Raw genomic sequence first — 21,337 nt, forward strand, 5'->3', positions numbered from 1 at the left:
GGGATTCATGGGACTCACCATCGGCGTCGATATCGGCGGCACGAAGATCGCAGCTGGAGTGGTCGACGAAGAGGGCCACATCCTCTCGACCTTCAAGGTGCCGACCCCGCCGACGGCCGAAGGCATCGTGGACGCGATCGCGGCGGCGGTGTCCGGCGCGAGCGAGGGGCACCCGGTCGAGGCCGTCGGCATCGGCGCGGCAGGATACGTCGACGACAAGCGTGCCACGGTGCTGTTCGCACCGAACATCAACTGGCGGCACGAGCCGCTCAAGGACAAGGTCGAGCAGCGCGTCGGCCTCCCGGTGGTCGTCGAGAACGACGCCAACGCGGCTGCCTGGGGCGAGTACCGCTTCGGCGCGGGCCAGGGCCACGAGGACGTCATCTGCATCACGCTCGGCACCGGGCTGGGCGGCGGCATCATCATCGGCAACAAGCTGCGCCGCGGACGCTTCGGCGTGGCCGCCGAGTTCGGCCACATCCGGGTCGTCCCGGACGGTCTGCTCTGCGGCTGCGGCAGCCAGGGCTGCTGGGAGCAGTACGCCTCCGGGCGGGCGCTCGTCCGGTACGCGAAGCAGCGGGCCAACGCCACCCCCGAGAACGCCACGATCCTGCTGTCGCTCGGCGACGGCACGGTCGAGGGCATCGAGGGCAAGCACATCAGTGAGGCCGCCCGGCAGGGCTGCCCGGTGGCCGTCGACTCGTTCCGCGAGCTGGCCCGCTGGGCCGGTGCCGGACTGGCCGACCTCGCCTCGCTCTTCGACCCGTCCGCCTTCATCGTCGGCGGCGGCGTCTCGGACGAGGGCGAACTGGTCCTCGACCCGATCCGCAAGTCGTTCCGGCGCTGGCTGATCGGCGGCGAGTGGCGTCCGCACGCCCAGGTTCTCGCGGCCCAACTGGGCGGCAAGGCCGGACTGGTGGGCGCGGCGGACCTGGCCCGGCAGGGCTGATCCACCCAGCCACCACGGACATGCCGGACGCCCGTCGCGCCCCTCTCGGGGAGCGGCGGGCGTCCGCCGTATCGTGAGCGGCATGGCCATGATGTCGCTGCCAGAATCCCGTACCGAGCAGGACGGCTCGGCCGTCATCAGAGTGCTCAGCTACAACATCCGGTCGATGCGTGACGACGGTGCGGCGCTGGCCCGGGTGATCCGCGCCTGCGCACCCGATCTGGTCCTGGTCCAGGAGGCGCCGCGCTTCTTCCGCTGGCGCAAGCGAGCCGCCCGGCTCGCCGCCGCCACCGATCTGGTGGTCCTCGGCGGCGGAGCCACCGCGGCCGGACCGCTGCTGCTCTGCTCACTGCGCGCCGCGGTGGAGCGCACCGAGGACGTCCTGCTGCCGCTCACCCCCGGACTGCACCGCAGGGGCTTCGCCACCGCGGTCGTGCGGATCGCGGGCACCCGGCTCGGAGTGCTGAGCTGCCATCTGAGCCTCCAGCGGGAGGAGCGCCTCGCCCAGGCGGAGTCGCTGCTCGGCCAGCTGGACGCGATGGGGGTGGAACACGCCGTGGTGGGCGGTGACCTCAACGACGTACCGAGCGGGCAGGCGTTCCGCCGGCTGGCCGGGCGGCTCCAGGACTGCTGGACGGTACAGCCCCGGGGCGGCGAGCACACCTTCCCGCCGCACGACCCGCGCAAGCGGATCGACGCGGTCTTCGCGACCCGGGGCATCGAGGTGCTCGGCTGCGGTGTCCCGGCCGGGCTGCCCGGCGTGGCCGAGGGCGACCTGCTGGCCGCGAGCGACCACCTGCCGGTGCTGGCCGTGCTGCGGGTGCCCGCGGCCGGTGCGTCTTAGGTCCTGTTTCTCGGATCATGTACGGAGCCAGATCATGAGTGCTGCGAGTGTGACGGTGCCGAGGTAGATGTAGGCGCGTTTCTCGTAGCGGGTCGCGACGGCGCGGAAGCCTTTGAGGCGGTTGATGGTGCGTTCGACGGTGTTGCGCTTCTTGTAGAGCTCGCTGTCGAAACCGGTAGGCCGACCGCCGCGTGAACCTCGGTTCTTGCGGTGTCTCTGCTGGTCGAGACGTTCGGGGATGGTGTGCCGGATTCCGCGTCGTCGCAGGTAGCGGCGGTTCTTCCGGGACGTGTAGGCCTTGTCCGCCAAGACATGGTCGGGCCGGGTGCGTGGCCGGCCGACTCCGGCTCGCGGCACCAGAACCTGTTCCAGCACCCGCTCGAGCTGGGGTCCGTCTCCGTAGTGTCCGGGTGTCAGGACGAAGGCGAGGGGCCGGCATCGTCCCTCGGCAACGAGGTGGATCTTGGTGGTGAATCCTCCGCGGGAACGTCCCAGACATTCGCCGACCTGACCACCTCCTCCAGGCGGATGGTCAGTCTCCGCAGTACCGGATCGACCTGGTTCGTCCCCCACTTGGCCCCCCTTTGAGGGACGGCGGCCGGGGGCGCTTTCCTCGCACCGGCGGCGTGCTGGTGGGCTCGCACGGCTGTCGAGTCCACCGACACGTCCCAGTCGATGCCGCCCTCGGCGTCCTCGGCTACCTGGATGCGAGACAGCAGCATCTGCCAGGTTCCATCGGCTGACCAGCGACGATGTCGTTTATAGACCGTCTCCCATGGCCCGAATCGCTCCGGCAGATCCCGCCACTGCACGCCGGTCCGCACCCGGTAGAGAACCCCGTTGATCACCCGGCGGTGATCGCTCCACCGACCTCCACGCGTACCACCAGGAGGTAGGAACGACTCCAGCCGATCCCACTCCGCATTCGTCAGATCCCCACGGCCCATGAACCCAGCCTGGCCCCAACACCCCTCGCAGGTCAGGAGATCCGAGAAACAGGACCTAGGCCGTGTCCGCGAGATCCCGTGCTCAGACCACCGCGCCGCGGCCGGGGTCGTCGCCGTCCTCGTCGTCGTGCTCCATCCGCGCCACCAGTGTCACGAAGCCGCCCAGGAAGCCGCCGACGCAGATCGTCGTCAGCCACCAGGTCATCTCCCACTGGAGCAGCACCGCGAGCAGCAGCAGGACCGGTCCGCCGACCACCGCGAGCCAGGCGAACTTCGCCGTGACATCGGCCTCCGGCAGCGGCGGCGGCTCCGGCGGCACGAAGTGCCCCTCGCCGCTGTCGTCCCCGTCGTCGGTGTCACCCGCTGCGGGCTCCGCCGGCTCGTAGTCGCGCGGGCCGCCCCCGACGCCGGGGGCGAACACCACCGAGCTGCCGAGCGGCTTCTCCGGCGGCTTGGGCGGCCGCTTGCCGATGCCCTTGTCCGGGTCCAGCGCGGACAGCGGACCGTCCTCCAGCAGCGCGACATCCTCGATGGACCGGAACGGCCTCGCACCCGGCGGGTCCGGCGGCTCGTCGCCGTACCCCGCGACGATCGCCTTCCAGACGGCGTCCTCGTCGACCGGCCGCTCCCCGTCGCCGCCCTGGGCCAGGCCCGGGGCCTCCGACGGGGGTGCGCCGCCGTCATCGGGGACGGCCGCTCCCTCGGCGGGGAGCGGCTCGCGCTCCTCCTCGCTGCCCGCGCGATCCGCGTCGTGCTCAGCCACCGGACGTGCTCCCCTTCTTCCCGACGCTCGGAGCGAGGCGGCCGATGAACGAATAGCTCTCGTCGAAGATCCGCTCCGCATCGTGGTCCAACGTCGCCACGTGGTAGCTCTGTTCCAGGAGGATCTCCTCGACCTCCGTGGACGAGACCCGGCTCAGGATCCGGGCCGAGTCGGCGGGCGGCACGACATGGTCCTGCGGGCTGTGCAGCAGCAGGATCGGCTGGGTCACCTGGGGCAGTTCGGCGTCGACCAGCCGGAAGAACTTCCGTACCGAGTGCGCCGCGTGCAGCGGCACCCGGTCGTAGCCCACCTCTTCGGAGCCCGCCAGGGCGATGTCGCTGGTCAGGCCCTTCGTCGTCGGCACCAGATGACGGGCGACCGGCAGCGCGTGCGCCGCGAGACCGTGCACCTTGTTGGCCGGATTGACGAGCACCAGGCCCTGGACCGCGTGACCGTGCTTCGCCGCGAGCCGCAGCGAGAGGGCGCCGCCCATGGAGAGACCGAAGACGAAGACCTGGGCGCACCGCTCCAGCAGCGACCGCAGCTCCCGGTCCACCTCCGCGTACCAGTCCTGCCAGCCGGTCACCTGCATGTCCTGCCAGCGGGTGCCGTGCCCCGGGAGCAGGGGCAGCGAGACCGTCAGCCCGCGCGCCGCCAGGTAGTCGGCCCAGGGGCGCAGCGACTGCGGGGAGCCGGTGAATCCGTGGCAGAGGAGGACGCCGACCTCTCCGCCCTCGTGGCGGAACGGCTCGGCTCCAGGAAGGACCGGCACCGGGGTCTCCTGTTCGTGAGGCTCGGAGGGGAGCGAAAGGGGGAGTGCAGAAGGATTACTTCACCGTACGCGACCGGGCCGACACCGACCAGGGCCGTCACCGGCACGGGCCGGGTACCCCGGGCCGTGCCGGGCAGGAGCACGGACGGCGGTACGGGTTAGGGTCTGTCCGGGGGATCGCAGTCGGACAGGGTGAGGCGCCGTGCCGGACGTCGCGACCGCGGCTCCGAGCCGCCGGGCAGACCCTGAGGCCTGCCGGACAGCACACAGGAGGCACCCGAGTTGATCTACGGCGCTATGAAGTTCTCCATCGGCGGGTCGCTGAAGCTCGCGTTCAGGCCGTGGGTGGAGGGCCTGGAGAACATTCCCGCGCAGGGACCCGCGATTCTCGCGAGCAACCATCTGTCCTTCTCCGACTCCTTCTTCCTGCCCGCCGTCCTGGACCGCAAGGTCACCTTCATCGCCAAGGCCGAGTACTTCACCGCGCCCGGCGTCAAGGGCAAGCTGACCGCCGCCTTCTTCAAGGGCGTCGGCCAGCTCCCGGTGGACCGCTCGGGCGCCCGGGGCGCCGGCGAGGCGGCGATCAAGGCCGGCATCGAGGTGATCGAGAGCGGCGGCCTCTTCGGTATCTACCCGGAGGGCACCCGCTCGCCCGACGGCCGCCTCTACCGGGGCAAGCCCGGCGGGCTCGCCCGGGTGGCGCTCGCGACCGGGGCGCCGGTGATCCCCGTCGCGATGATCGACACGGAGAAGATCCAGCCGCCCGGCCAGGTGGTGCCCAAGCTGTTGCGCCCGGGGATCAGGATCGGCAAGCCGCTCGACTTCAGCCGGTACCACGGCATGGAGGGCGACCGCTTCATCCTGCGCTCGGTCACCGACGAGGTGATGTACGAGATCATGAGGCTCTCCGGGCAGGAGTACGTAGACATCTACGCGACCGCCGCCAAGCGGCAGATCGCGGACGAGGCGAAGCAGCGCTCGGAGGCCGCCAAGCGGGCCGCGTCCGACGGCCGGGACGAGCAGCGGGGTACGGACGAGGACCGCGACGGCGCCTGAGCGCGCGCCGGTCCGTGCGGGGGGAGAAGATGATGGCCAAGCGCGTGCGGGTCGTGCGGATGTCGGTCGAGCAGCCGCTGTGGCGTGCCCTGACCGCGTACCGCATTCTGACGATGCTCTACGCGATCCTGCTCGCCGTCTTCGGACGCGACAAGTACGACCGGCCGTGGGTGGCCGTCGCCTTCCTGACGGTCATGGCCGTCTGGACGCTCGCCACCCTGCCGAAGGTCGCCGGCGCGGTGGCCTGCACCAAGCGTTTCCTCGGCGCCGACCTCGCCCTCGCCCTCGCCGGTATCCTCCTCACCCCGCTCGCCGACTTCCAGGCCCAGCACGTCGACGGTCCGACCCTGCCGTCGATCTGGACCGCGGGTTCCGTCCTGGCCTTCGCGATCAAGGGCGGCTGGCGCTGGGCGGCCTTCGCCTCCAGCTTCGTCGCCGTCGCCAACCTCATCGAGCGCGCCGAACCCAGCCGCGACACCCTGCACAACGTCCTGCTGGTTTGGGTCGCCTCCATCGCGATCGGTTACGTCGTCGAGGTGGCCCGCGCCAGTGAGCGAACCCTCGCCCGCGCCCTGGAGATCGAGGCCGCCACCCGGGAACGGGAACGGCTGGCCCGCGACATCCACGACAGCGTGCTCCAGGTCCTGGCGATGGTGCAGCGCCGCGGTACGGCGATCGGCGGCGAGGCCGCCGAGCTGGGCCGGATGGCCGGGGAGCAGGAGGTCGCCCTGCGCACCCTGGTCTCCAGCGGCCTGGTGCCGCCCACCCGGGTCTCCGAGGACGCCGCCGAGGGCGCCGTGGTGCGTACCGTCGAGACGGACGACGACGCGCCGGGCGAGACCGATCTGCGCTCCCTGCTCGCCCCGCACGCCGGCTCCCGGGTCAGCTTCGCGGAGCCCGGCGCCCCGGTGCTGCTCGCGCCCGCGGCGGCGACGGAGCTGGCGGCCGCGGTCAGCGCCGCCCTGGACAATGTCCGGGTGCACGCGGGGCACAGCGCCCGGGCCTGGATCCTGGTCGAGGACTGGCCGGACGAGGTGATCGTCACGGTCCGGGACGACGGGCCGGGCATCCCGGAGGGGCGGCTCGCCCAGGCCGAGGGCGAGGGGCGCCTCGGCGTCGCCCTGTCGATACGCGGGCGGCTGGCCGAACTGGGCGGTACGGCCGAGCTGATCTCGGTGCCCGGCCAGGGCACCGAGGTAGAACTGAGGGTTCCGAAGACTCCACGGGGGAAGGCGGGTTCAGTCCGATGAGTGCAGAGCACGACCGGGGTGCGGCGCAAGAGCGGCCGGCCATCAGGGTGATGGTGGTCGACGACCACCCGATGTGGCGCGACGCCGTCGCCCGTGACCTCGCCGAGTCCGGTTTCGACGTGGTGGCGACCGCGGGCGACGGCCCGCAGGCGGTCCGTCGGGCCGGGGCCGTCCGCCCCGACGTCCTCGTCCTCGACCTCAATCTGCCCGGGATGCCGGGCGTCCAGGTCTGCAAGGAGCTCGTCGGCTCGCACCCCGGGCTACGGGTCCTGGTGCTCTCCGCGAGCGGCGAGCACGCCGATGTGCTGGAGGCGGTCAAGTCCGGCGCCACCGGCTATCTGCTCAAGTCGGCGAGCACCCAGGAGCTGACCGAGGCGGTCCGGAGCACCGCCGCCGGTGACCCGGTCTTCACCCCCGGCCTGGCCGGGCTGGTGCTCGGCGAGTACCGCAGGCTGGCCTCCGAACCCGCACCCGTGGCGTCCGACGAGCCGAAGGCCCCGGAGCTCACCGACCGGGAGACCGAGGTGCTGCGGCTGGTCGCCAAGGGACTCTCGTACAAGCAGATCGCCGAACGGCTGGTCATCTCGCACCGCACCGTCCAGAACCATGTCCAGAACACCCTGGGCAAGCTCCAGTTGCACAACCGGGTGGAGCTCGTGCGGTACGCCATCGAGCGGGGACTCGACGACATCTGAGATCAATTCCGGAGAATTGCAAGGGAATTGACCGTCCGACCCATCCCGGAGTGACCTGAATCACCCTTAGGCTGACCTGTGCATGGGGGGTGGCTCACTTCGGCGAAGGGATACTTCCATGCGGGTCGGAGTACTGACCGGGGGCGGCGACTGCCCCGGGCTCAACGCGGTCATCCGTGCCGTCGTCCGCAAGGGCGTGCAGGAGTACGACTACGACTTCATCGGCTTCCGGGACGGCTGGCGCGGACCGCTGGAGGGTGTGACGGTCCCGCTCTCCATCCCGGCGGTGCGCGGCATTCTGCCACGCGGCGGCACCATCCTCGGTTCCTCGCGCACCAACCCGCTCAAGGCGGAGCACGGTGTCCGCCGGATCCGGGACAACCTCGGCAGATACGAGGTCGACGCACTCGTCACGATCGGCGGCGAGGACACCCTCGGGGTGGCGGCGACCCTGTCCGACGAGCACGGCATCCCCTGCGTCGGCGTTCCCAAGACCATCGACAACGACCTCTCCGCCACCGACTACACCTTCGGTTTCGACACGGCCGTCGGCATCGCGACCGAGGCCATCGACCGGCTGCACACCACGGCCGAGTCCCATATGCGCGTCCTCGTCGTCGAGGTGATGGGCCGTCACGCCGGGTGGATCGCGCTGCACTCGGGACTGGCCGGCGGCGCCAACGTCATCCTCATCCCGGAGCAGCGCTTCCACACCGACCAGGTCTGCGCCTGGGTGTCCTCCCGGTTCCGGGCGAGCTACGCCCCGATCGTGGTGGTCGCGGAGGGGGCCGTGCCCGCGCAGGGCGAGATGGTCCTCAAGGACGGCTCGCAGGACTCCTTCGGCCATGTCCGTCTCTCCGGGGTCGGCGAATGGCTGGCCAAGGAGATCGAGCGCCGCACCGGCAATGAGGCCAGGACCACCGTCCTCGGCCACGTCCAGCGCGGCGGCACTCCCAGCGCCTTCGACCGCTGGCTGGCCACCCGGTTCGGCCTGCATGCCATCGACGCCGTGCACGACGGCGACTTCGGGAAGATGGTCGCCCTGAACGGCACGGACATCGTGCGGGTGCCGATCGCGGAGGCGACCGCCCGGCTCAAGACGGTCGACCCCGCGCTCTACGCCGAGGCGGGGGTCTTCTTCGGCTGAGGGGCTGCCGGGCGACCCCCGGTCGGCGCACCGGGGCCCGCGGCCTTATATTCGCGATGACCGGCCCTCGCGGGGGCCGCCCCCGCACCCCGGTGCGCGCGGGCGGGCCCCCTACCTCACCCGCACAGTCACGGGAGACGCAGTGGAAATCCTGGCCTTCGGCGTGCAGTCCGACGAGAAGCCGCTGATCGAGAAAGCCTTCGCCGGGAAGCACGAGGTCCGCTGCCTGGACGTCTTCCTGAACCGGGACACCGCACCCATCGCGGCCGGCTACGAGATCATCTCCACCAGCGTCAACGCCGACCTGGGCAGCAGCGTCCTGCAGACCCTCGCGGCCGGCGGCACGCAGATGATCGCCCAGCGCTCCACCGGCTTCAACAACATCGACCTGGACGTCGCCGAGCGCCTCGCCATGCGCGTGGCCCGGGTCTCCTCCTACTCGCCCCACTCGGTCGCCGAATTCGCCTGGACCCTGGCCATGGCGGTCAACCGCCGAGTCATCCGGGCCGCGAGCCGCACCCGCGACTTCGACTTCCGCCTCGACGGGCTCCTCGGCCGGGACATGCACGGCCGCACGGCCGGTGTCGTCGGCACCGGCAAGATCGGTGAGGCCTTCACCCGGATCGCCCATGGCTTCGGCATGAATCTGCTGGGCTGGGACGTCGCCGAGAACCCGGCCTGCGTCGAGCTCGGCATGCGGTACGTCGACAAGGACCAGCTCCTCGCCGAGTCCGACCTGATCAGCCTGCACGTCCCGCTGCTGCCCTCGACCCACCACGTCATCGGCAAGGACGCCCTGGCCCGGATGAAGGACGACGCGATCCTGATCAACTCCAGCCGCGGCGGACTCATCGACACCACCGCCCTGGTCGGGGAGTTGCGGGCCGGCCGGTTCCTCGGCGTCGGACTCGACGTGTACGAGGCCGAGGCCGGGCTCTTCTTCCTCGACAAGTCGATCGAGGGCATCGACGACGACACCCTGGCCCGGCTGGTCACCTTCCCGAACGTCATCGTCACCTCGCACCAGGCGTACTACACCGAGGACGCGGTGGGCCAGATCATCGAGGCCACCGTCCAGAACGTCGACGACTACCTGGCCCGCCGCGGCAGTGACAACGTCCTGGTCCCGGCACCGCCCGGACCCTGAGCACCCGACAGGGTCCGGGCGGCCGCCTCAGCCGCGCACCGGCAGTCCGGCCAGCAGCTCGCTCACGATCGCCGAGCCGCGCAGCGTCAGCACCGACTCCGGATGGAACTGCACCGAGGCGAAGCCGTCCCCGCGCAGCGCGTGCAGCTCCCCGGTCGCCCCGTCCACGCTCACCTCGATGCCGTGCGCCGCCAGCTCGGCGGCCACGGCGTCGTCGCAGCGCGCGGTGAAACTGTTGTAGAAGCCGACCGTCTCCGGCCGCCCGAACAGCTCGATCCGGGTCTGCGCACCCTGGTACGGCACCGTCTTGCGGACGATTTCCAGCCCCAGCTCCGCAGCGATCAGCTCATGACCCAGGCACACCCCCAGCAGCCCGTGCCGGTGGTCCCGGACCAGCTCCGCCGCCAGTGCCCGCAGCTGCCGCATCCTCGGATCGTCCGGATCGCCCGGATTCCCCGGCCCGGGGCCCAGCACCACGGGCCCCTCGTGCGCCCGCACGGCCTCGCGCAGCCCCGGCTCGTCGTAGCGGCGCACCGACACATCGAGACCCGAGGCGCGCAGCAGATGCCCCAGCATCGCGGTGAACGTGTCCTCGCCGTCGACCACCAGCGCATGGCCGGACAGCTCGTCGGTGCGCTCCTGCATCCGCAGCCAGAACGGTGCGAGCCCGTCCCGTCTGGCGTCCAGCGCCGCCCGCACCCGCGGGTCCGCGGCCAGTCGCGGCGGCGCGCCCGCCGTTCTCGGCCGGCCCGGCAGCACGCCCAGCGCGGTCAGCACCCCGGCCGCCTTCGCGTGGGTCTCGGCGACCTCGCCCGCCGGGTCGGAGTGGCGCACCAGCGTCGCCCCGACCGGCACCCGGAGCTGTCCCCGCGCCGAGATGTCGGCGGTCCGGATCAGGATCGGCGAGTCCAGCGTCTGCGCCCCGTCGGGTCCCTGCCGCAGCAGGGCCAGCGCACCCGCGTAGTAGCCGCGCCCGCCGGTCTCGTACCGCTCGATGACCCGGCAGGCGTTCTGCACGGGGGAGCCGGTGACCGTCGCCGCGAACATGGTCTCCTTCAGCACCTCGCGCACATCCAGCGAGGAGCGCCCGCGCAACTCGTACTCCGTGTGCGCGAGATGGGCCATCTCCTTGAGCCGGGGGCCGATCACCACACCGCCCATGTCGCCGACGGTGCACATCATCTTCAGCTCCTCGTCGACCACCATGGAGAGTTCCTCGGTCTCCTTGCGGTCGCCGAGGAAGGCCAGCAGGCTCTCGGCGGACGGCCCTTCGGCGGGGTAGCGGTAGGTGCCGCTGATCGGATTCATCACGACCGTCCCGCCGGACATCCGCACATGCACCTCGGGGCTGGCCCCGACCAGTGTCCTGTCCCCGGTGTGCACGACGAACGTCCAGTACGCGCCCCGCTCACCGGCCAGCAGCCGCCGGAACAGCGCCAGCGCGTCCGCCCTCCCGAACCCCGGGATCTCACCCCGGAAGGTCCGCCGGATGACGAAGTTCGCGCCCTCGCCCCGGCCGATCTCGTCCTCGATGACCCGCCGGACGGTCCCCGCGTACTCCTCGTCGGCGACATCGAACGCGCCGTCCTGGACCCGCACCTCGTGCGCGGGGAGCTGCTCCAGCGTCTCGTCGAGCGGCAGCGCGTAGGTCTCGTCCGCGACCAGGACGGCCAGCGGTGTTCCGTCGTCCCGTACGTCGAAGCCGCGCTCGGTGATCTGCCGGAACGGCACCAGGGCGAGCGAGGGCCGCTCACCGACCGGGAGGTCCGCCAGCCGGTCCACCTCCCGCACCTCACCGATCAGCACCTCGACGGTGTCGTGGTCATGGCCGGGGGTACGCCTGCGGAGCAGGGCGAAGGGCGGGCAGTCCTCGCCGAGAAGTCTCCGGACGATCGTGTGCGGTGCCGGGTGCGGTGTCATGGCGGGTGTTCCTTCCACTGGAATCAGCTGGGAGGAACGGCCCGTGGACACGGAAAAGGCCGCCCCTCGGGCGGCCTCTGCGTCTTTCTGCGTACGCGCAGTCAGTGGGCCGCCGGATGAGCGGTCCACCACCAGTTACGGGTCGAGTGCGCGAACATGCCCGAACCCTAACCCACGATCGGGCACGAGGAGGCCCGTTCCACCCGATGGATGGAACGGGCCTGCGGTCCGGTCAGCTCAACTCGGCTCAGCTCAGAACAGCGAGTTGTAGATCTGCCAGCCGGTGCCGACCTGTGCCTTGGTGTCGAAGGGCTGGGCCGCGTCACCGGTGCCCTTGTAGTACCAGAGCTCTCCCGATCCGTTCACGCCGATCAGGTCCCCGATGCCGTCCCGGTTCAGGTCGCTCGGACCCAGCATCAGCTTGTAGGCGCCCCAGCCGGAACCGATCTGCACCCGCTTGGCATACGGTGCGGTGGCGCTGCCGGTGCCCGTGTAGGTCCAGAGCACACCGGACTTGTCCCGCGCCACGAAGTCGGCCTTGCCGTCACCGTTCAGATCGCCGGTGGAGACGACGGCGTCGTAGATCTGCCAGCCCGTGCCTATCTGCGCCTTGGGGGCGAAGGGCTTCGTCGGGTCACCCGTTCCCTTGTAGAAATAGATCACCCCGGAGCCGTTGCGGGCGATCATGTCCGCCTTGCCGTCCCCGTCCAGGTCGCGCATGCCCCAGATGCCGTCGTACTGGTTCCAGCCGCTGCCGACCTTGAGCCGGGCCAGATACGGCTTGTCCGGGTTGCCGCTGCCGCGGTAGTACCAGAGCACGCCGTCCTTGTCGCGGGCCGTGATGTCGCCCGTGCCGTCGGCCCGCATCGCGGTCATGGCGGTGATGGCGGTGTAGTTCTGCCAGCCGTAGCCCATGAGGTAGCGCTTGTAGTACGGGGACGTGGCGCTGCCGGTGCCCTGGTACTGCCACATGTCGCCCGCGTTGTCCCGGCCGATGATGTTGTAGCGGTCCGTCCCGGCGTCCGGGACGGTGCTGTTCGCCTGCTGGACGTCGCTCGCCTTCACCCAGGCGATGCGGTGGTTGTAGCGGATCGGGTAGAAGAGGTTCGTGCTCCCCTTGACCAGCGTCCGGTCGTTGTCGGCCGTGCCGGCGAACGTACCCGCGAACCAGTAGTCACCGGCCTGCGCCGGACCGACCTGGGGGTAGGCCTGGCCCGCGGGGACGGTGTACTTCGACAGCGACTGGTCGTTCTTGTCCTGCACCGGGACGCCGGTGCCCGCGTAGGCGGCGTCCTCCGGGTAGGCGCGCCCGTACACCGGGATGGACGTCACACCCGCCTTGGGCTTCAGCACCGGCTGGGCGGTCTTGGCGACCGCCTTGGTGAACTGGCCGCCCGGGTTCTGGAACCAGGCCTTCTTGCCGCCGTACCAGATGGCGGTCCAGTCGGCCTTGGCCTCGGCGACGACGTACTGGCCTCCGGCGACGACCTTGTTGCCCCAGTTCGGGCCGTCGGTGGCCTTCACGTTCGGGATGTACGGGTCGCTGATCATCGCGGACGTCGTGGAGGCGGAGGTGTAGAGGTAGCCGAAGTTCGTCGGCTGCTTGGCCACCGTGCTGCCGCCGTACGTCAGCGTCGGCTGGTTGGCCGTGGTGAACGGGGGCACGACCCGGACCACCTGGCCGGCCTTGACCGGGCCGCCCGCGCCACTGGCGCCGGTCGGGGCGCCGATCAGGGACATGTAGTGGTTCCAGTCCCAGAAGGGTCCCGGGTCCCAGTGCTGGCCGGCGACGTTGCCGTCCAGGACGCCGGGCACCTCGTCGTGGCCGATGATGTGCTCACGGTCGAGCGGGATGGAGAACCGGGCGGCGAGGTACTTCACGAGCGTCGCGGACGACTCGTACTGCGGCTCGGTGTACCAGCTGCCCGACTTGATCGCGTAGCCCTCGTGCTCGATACCCACCGAGTGCATGTTCACGGTCTTGTTCGCCGCGTGCCATGCCTCGTTCCTGGTCTCGACCATCTGGGTGACCAGGCCGTCCTTGGCCCGGATCAGGTAGTGCGCGCTCGCGTAGGACGCCGGGTTCTGGAAGGTGGCCAGCGAACCGTCGTACCCGCCCTCCGTGTCGTGGATGACGATGTAGCGGATGTCCTCGCCACTGCCCGGACGGTCGGCGACGTTGTAGTTGCCGAAGTCGTCCGGGGCGCTGCTGTTCTGCTTTTACCCGGCGGGCCTGAAGTCGCAGTTCAGCCCGGACGGGCACTCCGGGGCCGGGGTCGCGGTGGTGCTCGCGTTCGTCGCCGCCAGCGGCATGTTCGCGGGTTTGACCGGGGTCACCGACGGGTCGGCGGGCAGCGACAGCTGCTGGCCGTCCGCCGTCAGCCGGCTCTCGCCGTTGCGGACGGACTCGAAGACGCGGTTGGCGAAGAGCGTGGCGCCCTTGGTGTCCGGTGCCTGGCTGTAGCGCGCCACGGCCGGGTACCACTTACCGGCGTCGTCGGGGAGCGAGTCGGTGGCCTCGCGCTGGTACTTCGCGAGCAGCGCCGCGCCCGCGCGGATGGACTGCGCGGTGTCGTCCTGCACGGCGCCGGCCGGCTTGTCGATCAGCTTCGCGGCCTCGTCCAGCGTGTGCAGCTCGGCCGCGCCGGTGTCCACCCGCTTCGGCAGGGTGCGCAGGGCGCGCTCGGCGTCGAAGTGCTTCGTCACGGCAGGGTCGCCGCTCATGTTGAGGTGTGCGAGCCGCTCCGCGTCCGTCGGCTGCTCGATGTCGTCCTCGGTGACCCGGGTGAGCCCCATGACGTTGTACGCGCCACTGGTGCTCGGCTCGCCGTCGTGGCTCTCCCACAGCGTCTGGCGGTAGGAGACCGCCATCAGCACACTCTGCGGTACGTCGAACTCGCGCGCCGCGTCCTTGAACTGCGTCTGCAGCGCGGCGGCCGCGGAGGCCGGCTTGCTGTCGGTCGTCACGGTGTCCTGGGACGCCATGGCGACCGTGCCGATCGTCGCGGTCGCCACGACCGCTGCCCCCACCCCGTAGAGCATCCGTCTCTTCTTGAGGTCCTTGCGATGGTTCTGCTTCAAAACCCCACCCCTGCGGTTCATTTGCTTGAAATCCGAAAACGGTGACGCTAGCAGCCCCGACTGTGTCCCTCGTCACTGGCACGCCGCCTCGTCCGTCTCAGTCACTGAGCATCAGGAAAAGCAGTCGACAGGACCCCGTAATGTGGGACCCGTGACCGTGAACGCCAATACCTCCGTCGCCGGTGGCAACACCTGGCGAGACCTTCCCGCGGCGCAGCAGCCCGAGTACCCCGACTCCGAGGCGCTGCGCGATGTACTCGCGGACCTCGCGTCGTATCCGCCGCTCGTCTTCGCGGGCGAGTGCGACCAGCTGCGCGCCCGCATGGGAGCCGTCGCCAAGGGCGAGGCGTTCCTGCTCCAGGGCGGTGACTGCGCCGAGGCCTTCGACGCCGTGTCGGCCGAGCACATCCGCGCCAAGCTGAAGACGCTGCTCCAGATGAGCGCCGTCCTCACCTACGCGGCCTCCGTGCCCGTCGTCAAGGTGGGCCGGATCGCCGGCCAGTACTCCAAACCGCGCTCCAAGTCGACCGAGACCCGCGACGGCGTGACCCTGCCGACCTACCGCGGCGACTCCGTCAACGGCTTCGCCTTCACCGAGGCCGAGCGCGTCCCGGACCCGGACCGGCTGAAGCAGATGTACCACGCATCCGCTTCCACCCTGAACCTCGTCCGCGCCTTCACCACCGGCGGTTACGCCGACCTGCGCCAGGTGCACGCCTGGAACCAGGACTTCGTGAAGTCGTCCCCGTCCGGCCAGCGCTACGAGGCCCTGGCCCGCGAGATCGACAACGCGCTGAACTTCATGAAGGCGTGCGGCACGGACCCGGCCGAGTTCAAGGCCGTCGAGTTCTACGCCTCGCACGAGGGCCTGTTGCTGGACTACGAGTCGGCGCTGACCCGCACCGACTCGCGCACCGGCGAGCTGTACGACACCTCGGGCCACATGGTGTGGATCGGTGAGCGCACCCGCCAGATGGACGGCGCGCACATCGAGTTCGCCTCGAAGATCCGCAACCCCATCGGCATCAAGCTCGGACCGACGACCACCGTCGACGAGGCGCTCGGCTACATCGACCGCCTCGACCCCGAGCGCGAGCCCGGCCGGCTGACCTTCATCGTCCGGATGGGCGCCGACAAGGTCCGCGACAAGCTCCCCGAGCTGGTCGAGAAGGTCACCGCCTCCGGTGCCACCGTCGCCTGGGTCACCGACCCGATGCACGGCAACACCTTCGAGGCCGCGTCCGGCCACAAGACCCGCCGCTTCGACGACGTCCTGGACGAGGTCAAGGGCTTCTTCGAGGTGCACAAGGGCCTGGGCACCCACCCGGGCGGCATCCACGTCGAGCTCACCGGTGACGACGTCACCGAGTGCGTCGGCGGCGGCCACGAGATCTTCGTGGACGATCTGCACCAGCGTTACGAGACGGCCTGCGACCCGCGGCTCAACCGCAGCCAGTCGTTGGACCTCGCGTTCCTGGTCGCCGAGATGTACCGGGATCAGTAGGCGTCACCGCTGGTAGCGCAGTTGCGACTGTGGGGCACGGATCGATGTGATCCGTGCCCCACAGGGCGTTCCGGGGCTTTTGCCGCCCTGAAGTGACGGGTAAGGTTAGGTTAGCCTCACCGATTATCGGGACGGCCGCCACGATCCATCCCGCCGGGAGGTGAAACCCGCATGTACGTCTGCTCGTGCTTCGGCGTCACGGAGCAGCAGGTCAAGAAGCATGCGGAAGCCGGCGCCTGCACGCCCCGCCAGATAGCCTCCGCCTGCAAGGCGGGGACCGACTGCGGCAGCTGCGTCCGCACCATCCAGGCGATGCTGGGCCGCGGCGCCTGTCCGCGCCGCGAACTGCTCGACCGGAAGCAGCCGCCCGGCGCGGTCGAACGTCTGGACGCCGGTACCGAACCCGGCGCCGTCCCCGCTCTCGGGCCGACGGCCGGATTCCCCGAAGCCGCCTGAGCGTGGCCGGGTACGGATGCCGGCCACGCGTCGGTCAGCTCTCCGGCTGCTCGATCAGCTGCGCGATGTAGAGCGGCTCGCCGAGTTTCTCGACCAGTTCCAGCTGGGTGTCCAGATAGTCGATGTGGTGCTCCTCGTCGGCCAGGATCGACTCGAAGATGTTCGCGGACGTGATGTCGCCCTTGCCGCGCATCAGCTCGATGCCCCGCTTGAGGCGGTCGATCGCCTCCACCTCGACCTGGCGGTCCGCCTGGAACATCTCGGTGACCGTCTGGCCCACGCGTACGTGGAAGAGCCGTTGGTAGTTCGGCAGTCCATCGAGGAAGAGAATCCGGTCGGTCAGGATCTCGGCGTGCTTCATTTCGTCGAACGACTCGGATCGGGTGTACTTCGCGAGCTTCGTCCAGCCGAAGTTGTCCTGCATCTTTGCATGCAGGAAATACTGATTGATGGCAGTCAATTCGGCGGTCAGCTGTTCGTTCAGGAACTCGAGGACCTCGGGGTCGCCCTGCATCGCAGAGGCTCCTTCCAACCGGTGAACTGGGCAAGTTGGCCGCATCTTCGCATCGCACCCGATGGTCGTCCAGTAAGTACATGCTTAGTGGTACTTGCCCGAAACGTCTCTGTGCTGGTCATGACCACCCCTGCCTGTCTGTCACCATGGAGTCATGGGTCAGCCGGAAAGCCGGGAACACCGCGCATCAGAGCAGTCCGAGCTTCCGCCGGGACAGCGACTGCAGCGCGGCTGGCCGGTCACCCATTACGGGCCGGTGCCGAAGTTCAAGCCCGACCGTTGGGAATTCCGCGTTTTCGGGGCCACGGCCGACGGTGACAAGCACTGCTGGAACCATCAGGAATTCTCGGCGCTGCCCTTCTCCTCGGTCGTCGCCGATCTGCACTGCGTGACGAAATTCAGCATGCTCGGCGCCGAGTGGGGCGGGGTGCTCGTCCGCGACGTCGTGGCACTCGCGCCGCCCGCGCCCCATGTCACCCACGTGATGGTCTGGGCCGAGTACGGATTCAGCTCGAACCTCAGGATCGACGACTTCACCGCCGAGCGGGCTCTGTTCGCCACCCACAAGGGCGGTGAGCTGCTCACCGCCGAGCACGGCTTCCCGCTCCGGCTGGTGGTTCCGCAGCTGTACGCCTGGAAGGGCCCCAAGTGGGTCCGGGGCATCGAGTACATGACCGCCGACCGCCGCGGCTTCTGGGAGGAGCGCGGCTATCACAACATCGGCGATCCGTGGAAGGAACAGCGCTACTCCTACCAGGAGGAGCCCGGGGACGGCCCCGAGCTCTGACCCCCGGCCCTGCCGGTCCCCGGGCCGCCTCAGTGGTGGTACTGGTGCACCACGGCGTGCCCCTTGCCGCGGCCGATCATCCACTTGTTGACCGGTGTGGTGACGACGAAGGCCACGGCCAGCGAAAGGGTGAGCGTTCCCCAGAACAGCGCGTCCGCGAGTGTCGCGTCCATCGCACCGGGCCACAGGGTGATCAGCCCGTTGTCGATCAGCTCCATCACCGCGATGGAGAGCGTGTCGGCGGCGAGGGCGACGCGGAACGCCGTACGGAAGTCGACGCCGGCCTTCCGGATGGAGCGCAGGGTCAGCGTGTAGCCGAAGAAGAACGCCAGGACGATCGCGAGGACCATCGTCGCCATGTTGCCCCACCCGAACGCCGTGCCGATCACCATGCGTATACCCCCCTGGGGTATTCCGCATCCGTGGGCGGGATCGGATCAGCTCCGGCCGCGCAGCTCCTTCAGCCGGGCCACGTCCGCCGCGTGGCCCTCCTTGCCGCCGGGTGTCTCGATGATCAGCGGAACGCCCTCGGTGGCCGGATGGGAGAACAGCTCGCGGAACGGCTCCTCGCCGATGTGGCCCGCACCGATGTTCTCGTGCCGGTCCTTGTGGGCTCCGGCCACGTCCTTGGAGTCATTGGCGTGGATCAGCTTCAGCCGGTTCTCGCCGACCGTCTCCACCAGCAGGTCCAGCGTCTCGTTCATCCCGCCGGGACCGGCCAGATCGTGTCCCGCCGCGAAGATGTGGCAGGTGTCGAGACAGATGCCGAGTTTCGGATGGGCGTCGAGTGCGTCGAAGTACGGGCCGAAGTCCCAGGTCCGTGAGCAGAGCGAGAACCCCTGACCGGCGGTCGACTCCAGCAGCAGGAACGGGTCGTCGTCGTGCGTCAGCTCGTCCAGCAGCGGCCGCATATGGGTGCGCACCTGGGCCAGCGCCTCCTCGCGGGGGCGGCCGTTGGTCGCCGAGCCGGTGTGCACCACGACGCCCAGGGCGCCGATCTCGCGGGCCCGGCGCAGGGAGTGGCGCAGTGAGTCCACGGACTTCTCGACGGTCGCCGCGGTGTGCGAGCCGAAATTGATCAGGTACGGGGCGTGGACGTACGCCGGCAGGGACCCGGCGGCGCACTCGGCGCGGAACCGCTCGTCCTGCGCCGGACTCCCGGCCGGGGTCGCCCATCCGCGCGGATTGGCGACGAAGACCTGGACGGCCTCCGCGCCCATCTCCCGGGCGTAGGGGAGGCCGGCCTTGGCGAGGCCGCCGGCCACCGGTACATGGCCGCCGACGGGGTTGCGCATACGGATCTAGAGCCCCTTGGTCTTGATGGTGATGGTGCTGCCCTCGGGGGCCCGGTCGCCGCCGTCGACGGACTGGCTCGCGATCGTGTCGCTGAAGGGGATGAACGGGCGGTCGACCTTGACCTTGAAGCCCGCGTCCTCCAGCTCGCTGCGGGCGTCGACGACGTCCTTGCCGGTGACGTCCGGGACATCGATCAGCTGCGGGCCCTTGGAGACCGTCAGCGTGATGGTGTCGCCCTCGGCGGCCTCCCGGCCCTCGGCCGGTGACTGCTCGGCGATGTCGCCCGCGTCCTCGGGGGAGTTCACCCGGTGGGGCAGCACCTTGGCCTTCAGCCCCTCCTCGTCCAGCGCGTCGGTGGCGTCCTTGACGGAGAGGCCGGTGACATCGGGGACGTCGACCGGGCTGCCCTTGGAGACCACGATCGCGATCGCGGTGTCCGGGTGGCGCTCGGCGCCCGCCTCGGGATCCGTCCGCACCACCTCACCGGCCCCCGCGTCCTCGCTGAACTCCTTGGTGGTCATACCGGGCACCAGGCCCGCCTTCGTCAGCTTCTGCTTGGCCTCGGCCAGGGTGCTGCCCTGGACGTCGGGCACCTTCACGATCTCGGGCCCGCGCGAGACGACGAGTGTCACCGAGCCGTTGCCCCGGATCCGGGCAGCCGACTTCGGGTCGCTGTCGATCACCTTGCCGCGGTCGACGGTGTCGCTGTAGGCGCGCTCGACGCCCTTCAGTTCGAGACCGGCGTCCGACAGCCGCCCCTTGGCCGCCTTCTCGCTCTGGCCGAGCACCGAGGGGACGTGGGTGAACTGGCCGGAGTTGATGTACCAGACGCCGCCGCCGATCCCCAGGACCAGCAGCACGGCGACGACCGCCGCGACGATGCCGCGCCGCGGCCCGCCGAGGAGCCCGGTCCGGCGGTCCGGCTGTGCCGGCGGCAGCGGCGGGGGCATCTCCAGCCGGCTGGTGTGGTGGGCGGTGCCCTGGCCGGGCGGCAGCACCCGCGGGATCACGCTCGTGCGGTCCTCGGCGGCGTCGCGCACCTCGGCGAGGGCCTGCGGTGGTATGGCGTCCAGCTGGGTGTCGGTGAGGCCGGAGCGGGCCCGGCGGGACTCGGCGAGCAGTGCCACCGCGTCGAACGGCCGGACCTCGGGGTCACGCGCGGTGGCGCTCGCGACCAGTGCGTCGAGCTCGGGCGCGAGACCCGGGACGAGGGCCGAGGGGGCCGGGACGTCCTCGTTCAGATGCTGGTAGATGACCTGGGCGGGGGAGTCGCCGGTGTGCGGTTTGGCTCCGGTGAGCATCTCGTACAGCACCACACCGCACGCGTACACATCGGCGCGGGTGTCCGCGGTGCCGTGCTCGATCTGCTCGGGGGCGAGATAGGAGACGGTGCCCAGGACGGACCCGGTGGTGTTGGTGACCGTGCCCACGGCCCGTACCAGGCCGAAGTCGGCGACCTTGACCCGGCCGTCGTCGCCTATGAGCACGTTCTCCGGCTTCATGTCCCGGTGCACGAAGCCCGCCCGGTGCGCGGCGCCGAGCGCGGCGAGCACCGGCTCCAGGATGTCCAGCGCGGCCCGCGGCTGCAGTGCGCCGCGCTCGCGCAGCACATCGCGCAGCGTGCAGCCCGCGACGTACTCCATCGCCAGGTAGACGTACTGGCCCTGGGCCCCCTGGTCGAAGACCCCGACCACATTGGGGTGCGCGAGCCCGGCCACCGACTTGGCCTCACGGATGAAGCGCTCGACGAACGAGGCGTCGGTCGCCAGCGCCGGGTGCATCACCTTGAGGGCGAGCGCCCGGTCGAGCCGGGTGTCCATGGCCCGGTAGACCGTGGCCATGCCGCCCACGGCGATGAGGGCATCGACGCGGTAGCGGCCGTCGAGCAGCTGCCCGACGAGAGGGTCCTGGAGGGTCGTATCCACGCAGCGAGTCTACGAGCCGACGCGGACACGCCCGACTGGCCGGGTGATACCGCGGCCTCGGAGGCTGTCGGGTGACCTGACGGCCAGGCGGTCACCTCTCGTCGCGCACGCTTCCCGCGATACCGCTATGTCCTGATAGCTCCGCTACCGGGACCTATCAGCACCTTGGAATCGCAGGCGCGGGACCGCGTCCGCTTCGCGGTCGCAGGTCACCCGCCGGCCTGGTACTGCAGCCGAGCCGTGACAGGGACACGCGATCCACCGCTGCCGGAGTTCCGGGTTCC

At 70.3% G+C, this 21,337-nt stretch carries 18 protein-coding genes and 2 pseudogenes; 10 read left to right on the forward strand and 10 right to left on the reverse strand.

What is annotated here, in order from left to right; genetic code table 11:
* Positions 1–7 precede the first annotated feature (7 nt).
* Entirely contained in the window at positions 8–949 is a 942-nt protein-coding gene (locus tag OG322_RS28435; RefSeq protein ID WP_123470088.1) for an ROK family glucokinase, read from the forward strand.
* Positions 950–1,031: 82 nt separating this feature from the next.
* On the forward strand, positions 1,032–1,793 hold the full coding sequence (locus OG322_RS28440) for an endonuclease/exonuclease/phosphatase family protein (protein WP_329307184.1): 762 nt from the start codon (positions 1,032–1,034) through the stop codon (positions 1,791–1,793).
* 15 nt (positions 1,794–1,808) lie between these two features.
* On the opposite strand, the gene OG322_RS28445 is transcribed toward OG322_RS28440, so the two are convergent.
* The 3 genes from OG322_RS28445 to OG322_RS28455 form a co-directional block, all read right to left on the reverse strand.
* A protein-coding gene (locus OG322_RS28445) for an IS5 family transposase (RefSeq protein WP_266411293.1) occupies positions 1,809–2,740 on the reverse strand; the annotation gives its coding sequence in 2 pieces (ribosomal slippage) (positions 1,809–2,390 and positions 2,393–2,740; 930 coding nt in all).
* A gap of 82 nt (positions 2,741–2,822) precedes the next feature.
* The gene (locus OG322_RS28450; RefSeq protein WP_329307185.1) at positions 2,823–3,503 is read right to left on the reverse strand and encodes a hypothetical protein; all 681 of its coding nucleotides are present in this window, start codon (positions 3,501–3,503) and stop codon (positions 2,823–2,825) included.
* A complete protein-coding gene (locus OG322_RS28455) occupies positions 3,496–4,275 on the reverse strand; it encodes an alpha/beta hydrolase (RefSeq protein ID WP_329307186.1) in 780 nt (259 codons plus the stop codon). Before OG322_RS28455 ends, OG322_RS28450 begins: the two co-directional genes overlap by 8 nt.
* A 282-nt stretch (positions 4,276–4,557) precedes the next feature.
* On the opposite strand from OG322_RS28455, the gene OG322_RS28460 reads away from it, so the two are divergent.
* The 5 genes from OG322_RS28460 (at position 4,558) to OG322_RS28480 (ending at position 9,570) form a co-directional block, all read left to right on the forward strand.
* A complete protein-coding gene (locus tag OG322_RS28460; protein ID WP_241199941.1) occupies positions 4,558–5,331 on the forward strand; it encodes a lysophospholipid acyltransferase family protein in 774 nt (257 codons plus the stop codon).
* A gap of 32 nt (positions 5,332–5,363) precedes the next feature.
* A complete protein-coding gene (macS, locus tag OG322_RS28465) occupies positions 5,364–6,581 on the forward strand; it encodes a MacS family sensor histidine kinase (RefSeq protein ID WP_123470076.1) in 1,218 nt (405 codons plus the stop codon).
* Entirely contained in the window at positions 6,578–7,276 is a 699-nt protein-coding gene (locus tag OG322_RS28470; RefSeq protein WP_123470074.1) for a response regulator, read from the forward strand. The genes macS and OG322_RS28470 overlap by 4 nt, the downstream gene beginning before the upstream one ends.
* Positions 7,277–7,394: 118 nt before the next feature.
* Positions 7,395–8,423: a 6-phosphofructokinase gene (locus tag OG322_RS28475; protein ID WP_124283848.1), complete on the forward strand. Its 1,029-nt coding sequence runs from the start codon at positions 7,395–7,397 to the stop codon at positions 8,421–8,423.
* Positions 8,424–8,565: 142 nt separating this feature from the next.
* Entirely contained in the window at positions 8,566–9,570 is a 1,005-nt protein-coding gene (locus OG322_RS28480) for a 2-hydroxyacid dehydrogenase (RefSeq protein ID WP_123470070.1), read from the forward strand.
* A gap of 27 nt (positions 9,571–9,597) precedes the next feature.
* Here OG322_RS28480 and OG322_RS28485 read toward each other — a convergent pair whose 3' ends face one another.
* The 3 genes and pseudogenes from OG322_RS28485 to OG322_RS28490 all read right to left on the reverse strand — a co-directional run bounded on the left by OG322_RS28485 (position 9,598) and on the right by OG322_RS28490 (position 14,532).
* On the reverse strand, positions 9,598–11,490 hold the full coding sequence (locus OG322_RS28485; protein ID WP_124283847.1) for an anthranilate synthase family protein: 1,893 nt from the start codon (positions 11,488–11,490) through the stop codon (positions 9,598–9,600).
* Between the two features lie 101 nt (positions 11,491–11,591).
* Entirely contained in the window at positions 11,592–11,648 is a 57-nt protein-coding gene (locus OG322_RS41660; protein WP_073735655.1) for a trp operon leader peptide, read from the reverse strand.
* A 94-nt stretch (positions 11,649–11,742) separates the two neighbouring features.
* A pseudogene (locus OG322_RS28490) lies at positions 11,743–14,532 on the reverse strand (N-acetylmuramoyl-L-alanine amidase).
* A gap of 196 nt (positions 14,533–14,728) precedes the next feature.
* Between OG322_RS28490 and OG322_RS28495 the strand changes: the two are divergent.
* The gene (locus OG322_RS28495; protein WP_164494414.1) at positions 14,729–16,075 is read left to right on the forward strand and encodes a class II 3-deoxy-7-phosphoheptulonate synthase; all 1,347 of its coding nucleotides are present in this window, start codon (positions 14,729–14,731) and stop codon (positions 16,073–16,075) included.
* Between the two features lie 171 nt (positions 16,076–16,246).
* Entirely contained in the window at positions 16,247–16,531 is a 285-nt protein-coding gene (locus OG322_RS28500) for a (2Fe-2S)-binding protein (RefSeq protein ID WP_123470060.1), read from the forward strand.
* A gap of 34 nt (positions 16,532–16,565) precedes the next feature.
* Here the strand turns inward: OG322_RS28500 and bfr are convergent, their stop codons facing one another.
* Positions 16,566–17,045, reverse strand: coding sequence for a bacterioferritin (gene bfr, locus OG322_RS28505; RefSeq protein ID WP_123470058.1), 480 nt, complete (start codon positions 17,043–17,045; stop codon positions 16,566–16,568).
* Between the two features lie 154 nt (positions 17,046–17,199).
* Here bfr and OG322_RS28510 point away from each other — a divergent pair, with 154 nt between their 5' ends.
* Complete coding sequence (locus OG322_RS28510; RefSeq protein WP_123470055.1) at positions 17,200–17,832, forward strand: sulfite oxidase-like oxidoreductase; 633 nt, start codon at positions 17,200–17,202, stop codon at positions 17,830–17,832.
* Between the two features lie 29 nt (positions 17,833–17,861).
* Here OG322_RS28510 and OG322_RS28515 read toward each other — a convergent pair.
* From OG322_RS28515 to pknB, 3 genes and pseudogenes are all read right to left on the reverse strand, one after another.
* Positions 17,862–18,227, reverse strand: a pseudogene (locus OG322_RS28515) (DUF4396 domain-containing protein); the annotation flags it as partial.
* 42 nt (positions 18,228–18,269) lie between these two features.
* Positions 18,270–19,127 carry a deoxyribonuclease IV gene (locus OG322_RS28520; protein WP_329307187.1) on the reverse strand — a complete coding sequence of 286 codons (858 nt, stop codon included), beginning with the start codon at positions 19,125–19,127 and terminating at the stop codon, positions 18,270–18,272.
* A gap of 6 nt (positions 19,128–19,133) precedes the next feature.
* Positions 19,134–21,053, reverse strand: coding sequence for a Stk1 family PASTA domain-containing Ser/Thr kinase (gene pknB / locus OG322_RS28525; RefSeq protein ID WP_329307188.1), 1,920 nt, complete (start codon positions 21,051–21,053; stop codon positions 19,134–19,136).
* Positions 21,054–21,337: the final 284 nt, after the last annotated feature.

This window comes from Streptomyces sp. NBC_01260 (genome assembly GCF_036226405.1).
Taxonomy (GTDB): domain Bacteria; phylum Actinomycetota; class Actinomycetes; order Streptomycetales; family Streptomycetaceae; genus Streptomyces; species Streptomyces laculatispora.

What these genes read in the sequence shown, in the direction of transcription:
- OG322_RS28435 (WP_123470088.1), top strand. Translation starts at nt 8, where the DNA reads ATGGGACTCACCATCGGCGTCGATATCGGCGGCACGAAGATCGCAGCT.
- OG322_RS28440 (WP_329307184.1), top strand. Translation starts at nt 1,032, where the DNA reads ATGGCCATGATGTCGCTGCCAGAATCCCGTACCGAGCAGGACGGCTCG.
- macS (WP_123470076.1), top strand. Translation starts at nt 5,364, where the DNA reads ATGGCCAAGCGCGTGCGGGTCGTGCGGATGTCGGTCGAGCAGCCGCTG.
- OG322_RS28470 (WP_123470074.1), top strand. Translation starts at nt 6,578, where the DNA reads ATGAGTGCAGAGCACGACCGGGGTGCGGCGCAAGAGCGGCCGGCCATC.
- OG322_RS28475 (WP_124283848.1), top strand. Translation starts at nt 7,395, where the DNA reads ATGCGGGTCGGAGTACTGACCGGGGGCGGCGACTGCCCCGGGCTCAAC.
- OG322_RS28485 (WP_124283847.1), bottom strand. Translation starts at nt 11,490, where the DNA reads ATGACACCGCACCCGGCACCGCACACGATCGTCCGGAGACTTCTCGGC.
- OG322_RS28500 (WP_123470060.1), top strand. Translation starts at nt 16,247, where the DNA reads ATGTACGTCTGCTCGTGCTTCGGCGTCACGGAGCAGCAGGTCAAGAAG.
- bfr (WP_123470058.1), bottom strand. Translation starts at nt 17,045, where the DNA reads ATGCAGGGCGACCCCGAGGTCCTCGAGTTCCTGAACGAACAGCTGACC.
- OG322_RS28510 (WP_123470055.1), top strand. Translation starts at nt 17,200, where the DNA reads ATGGGTCAGCCGGAAAGCCGGGAACACCGCGCATCAGAGCAGTCCGAG.
- OG322_RS28520 (WP_329307187.1), bottom strand. Translation starts at nt 19,127, where the DNA reads ATGCGCAACCCCGTCGGCGGCCATGTACCGGTGGCCGGCGGCCTCGCC.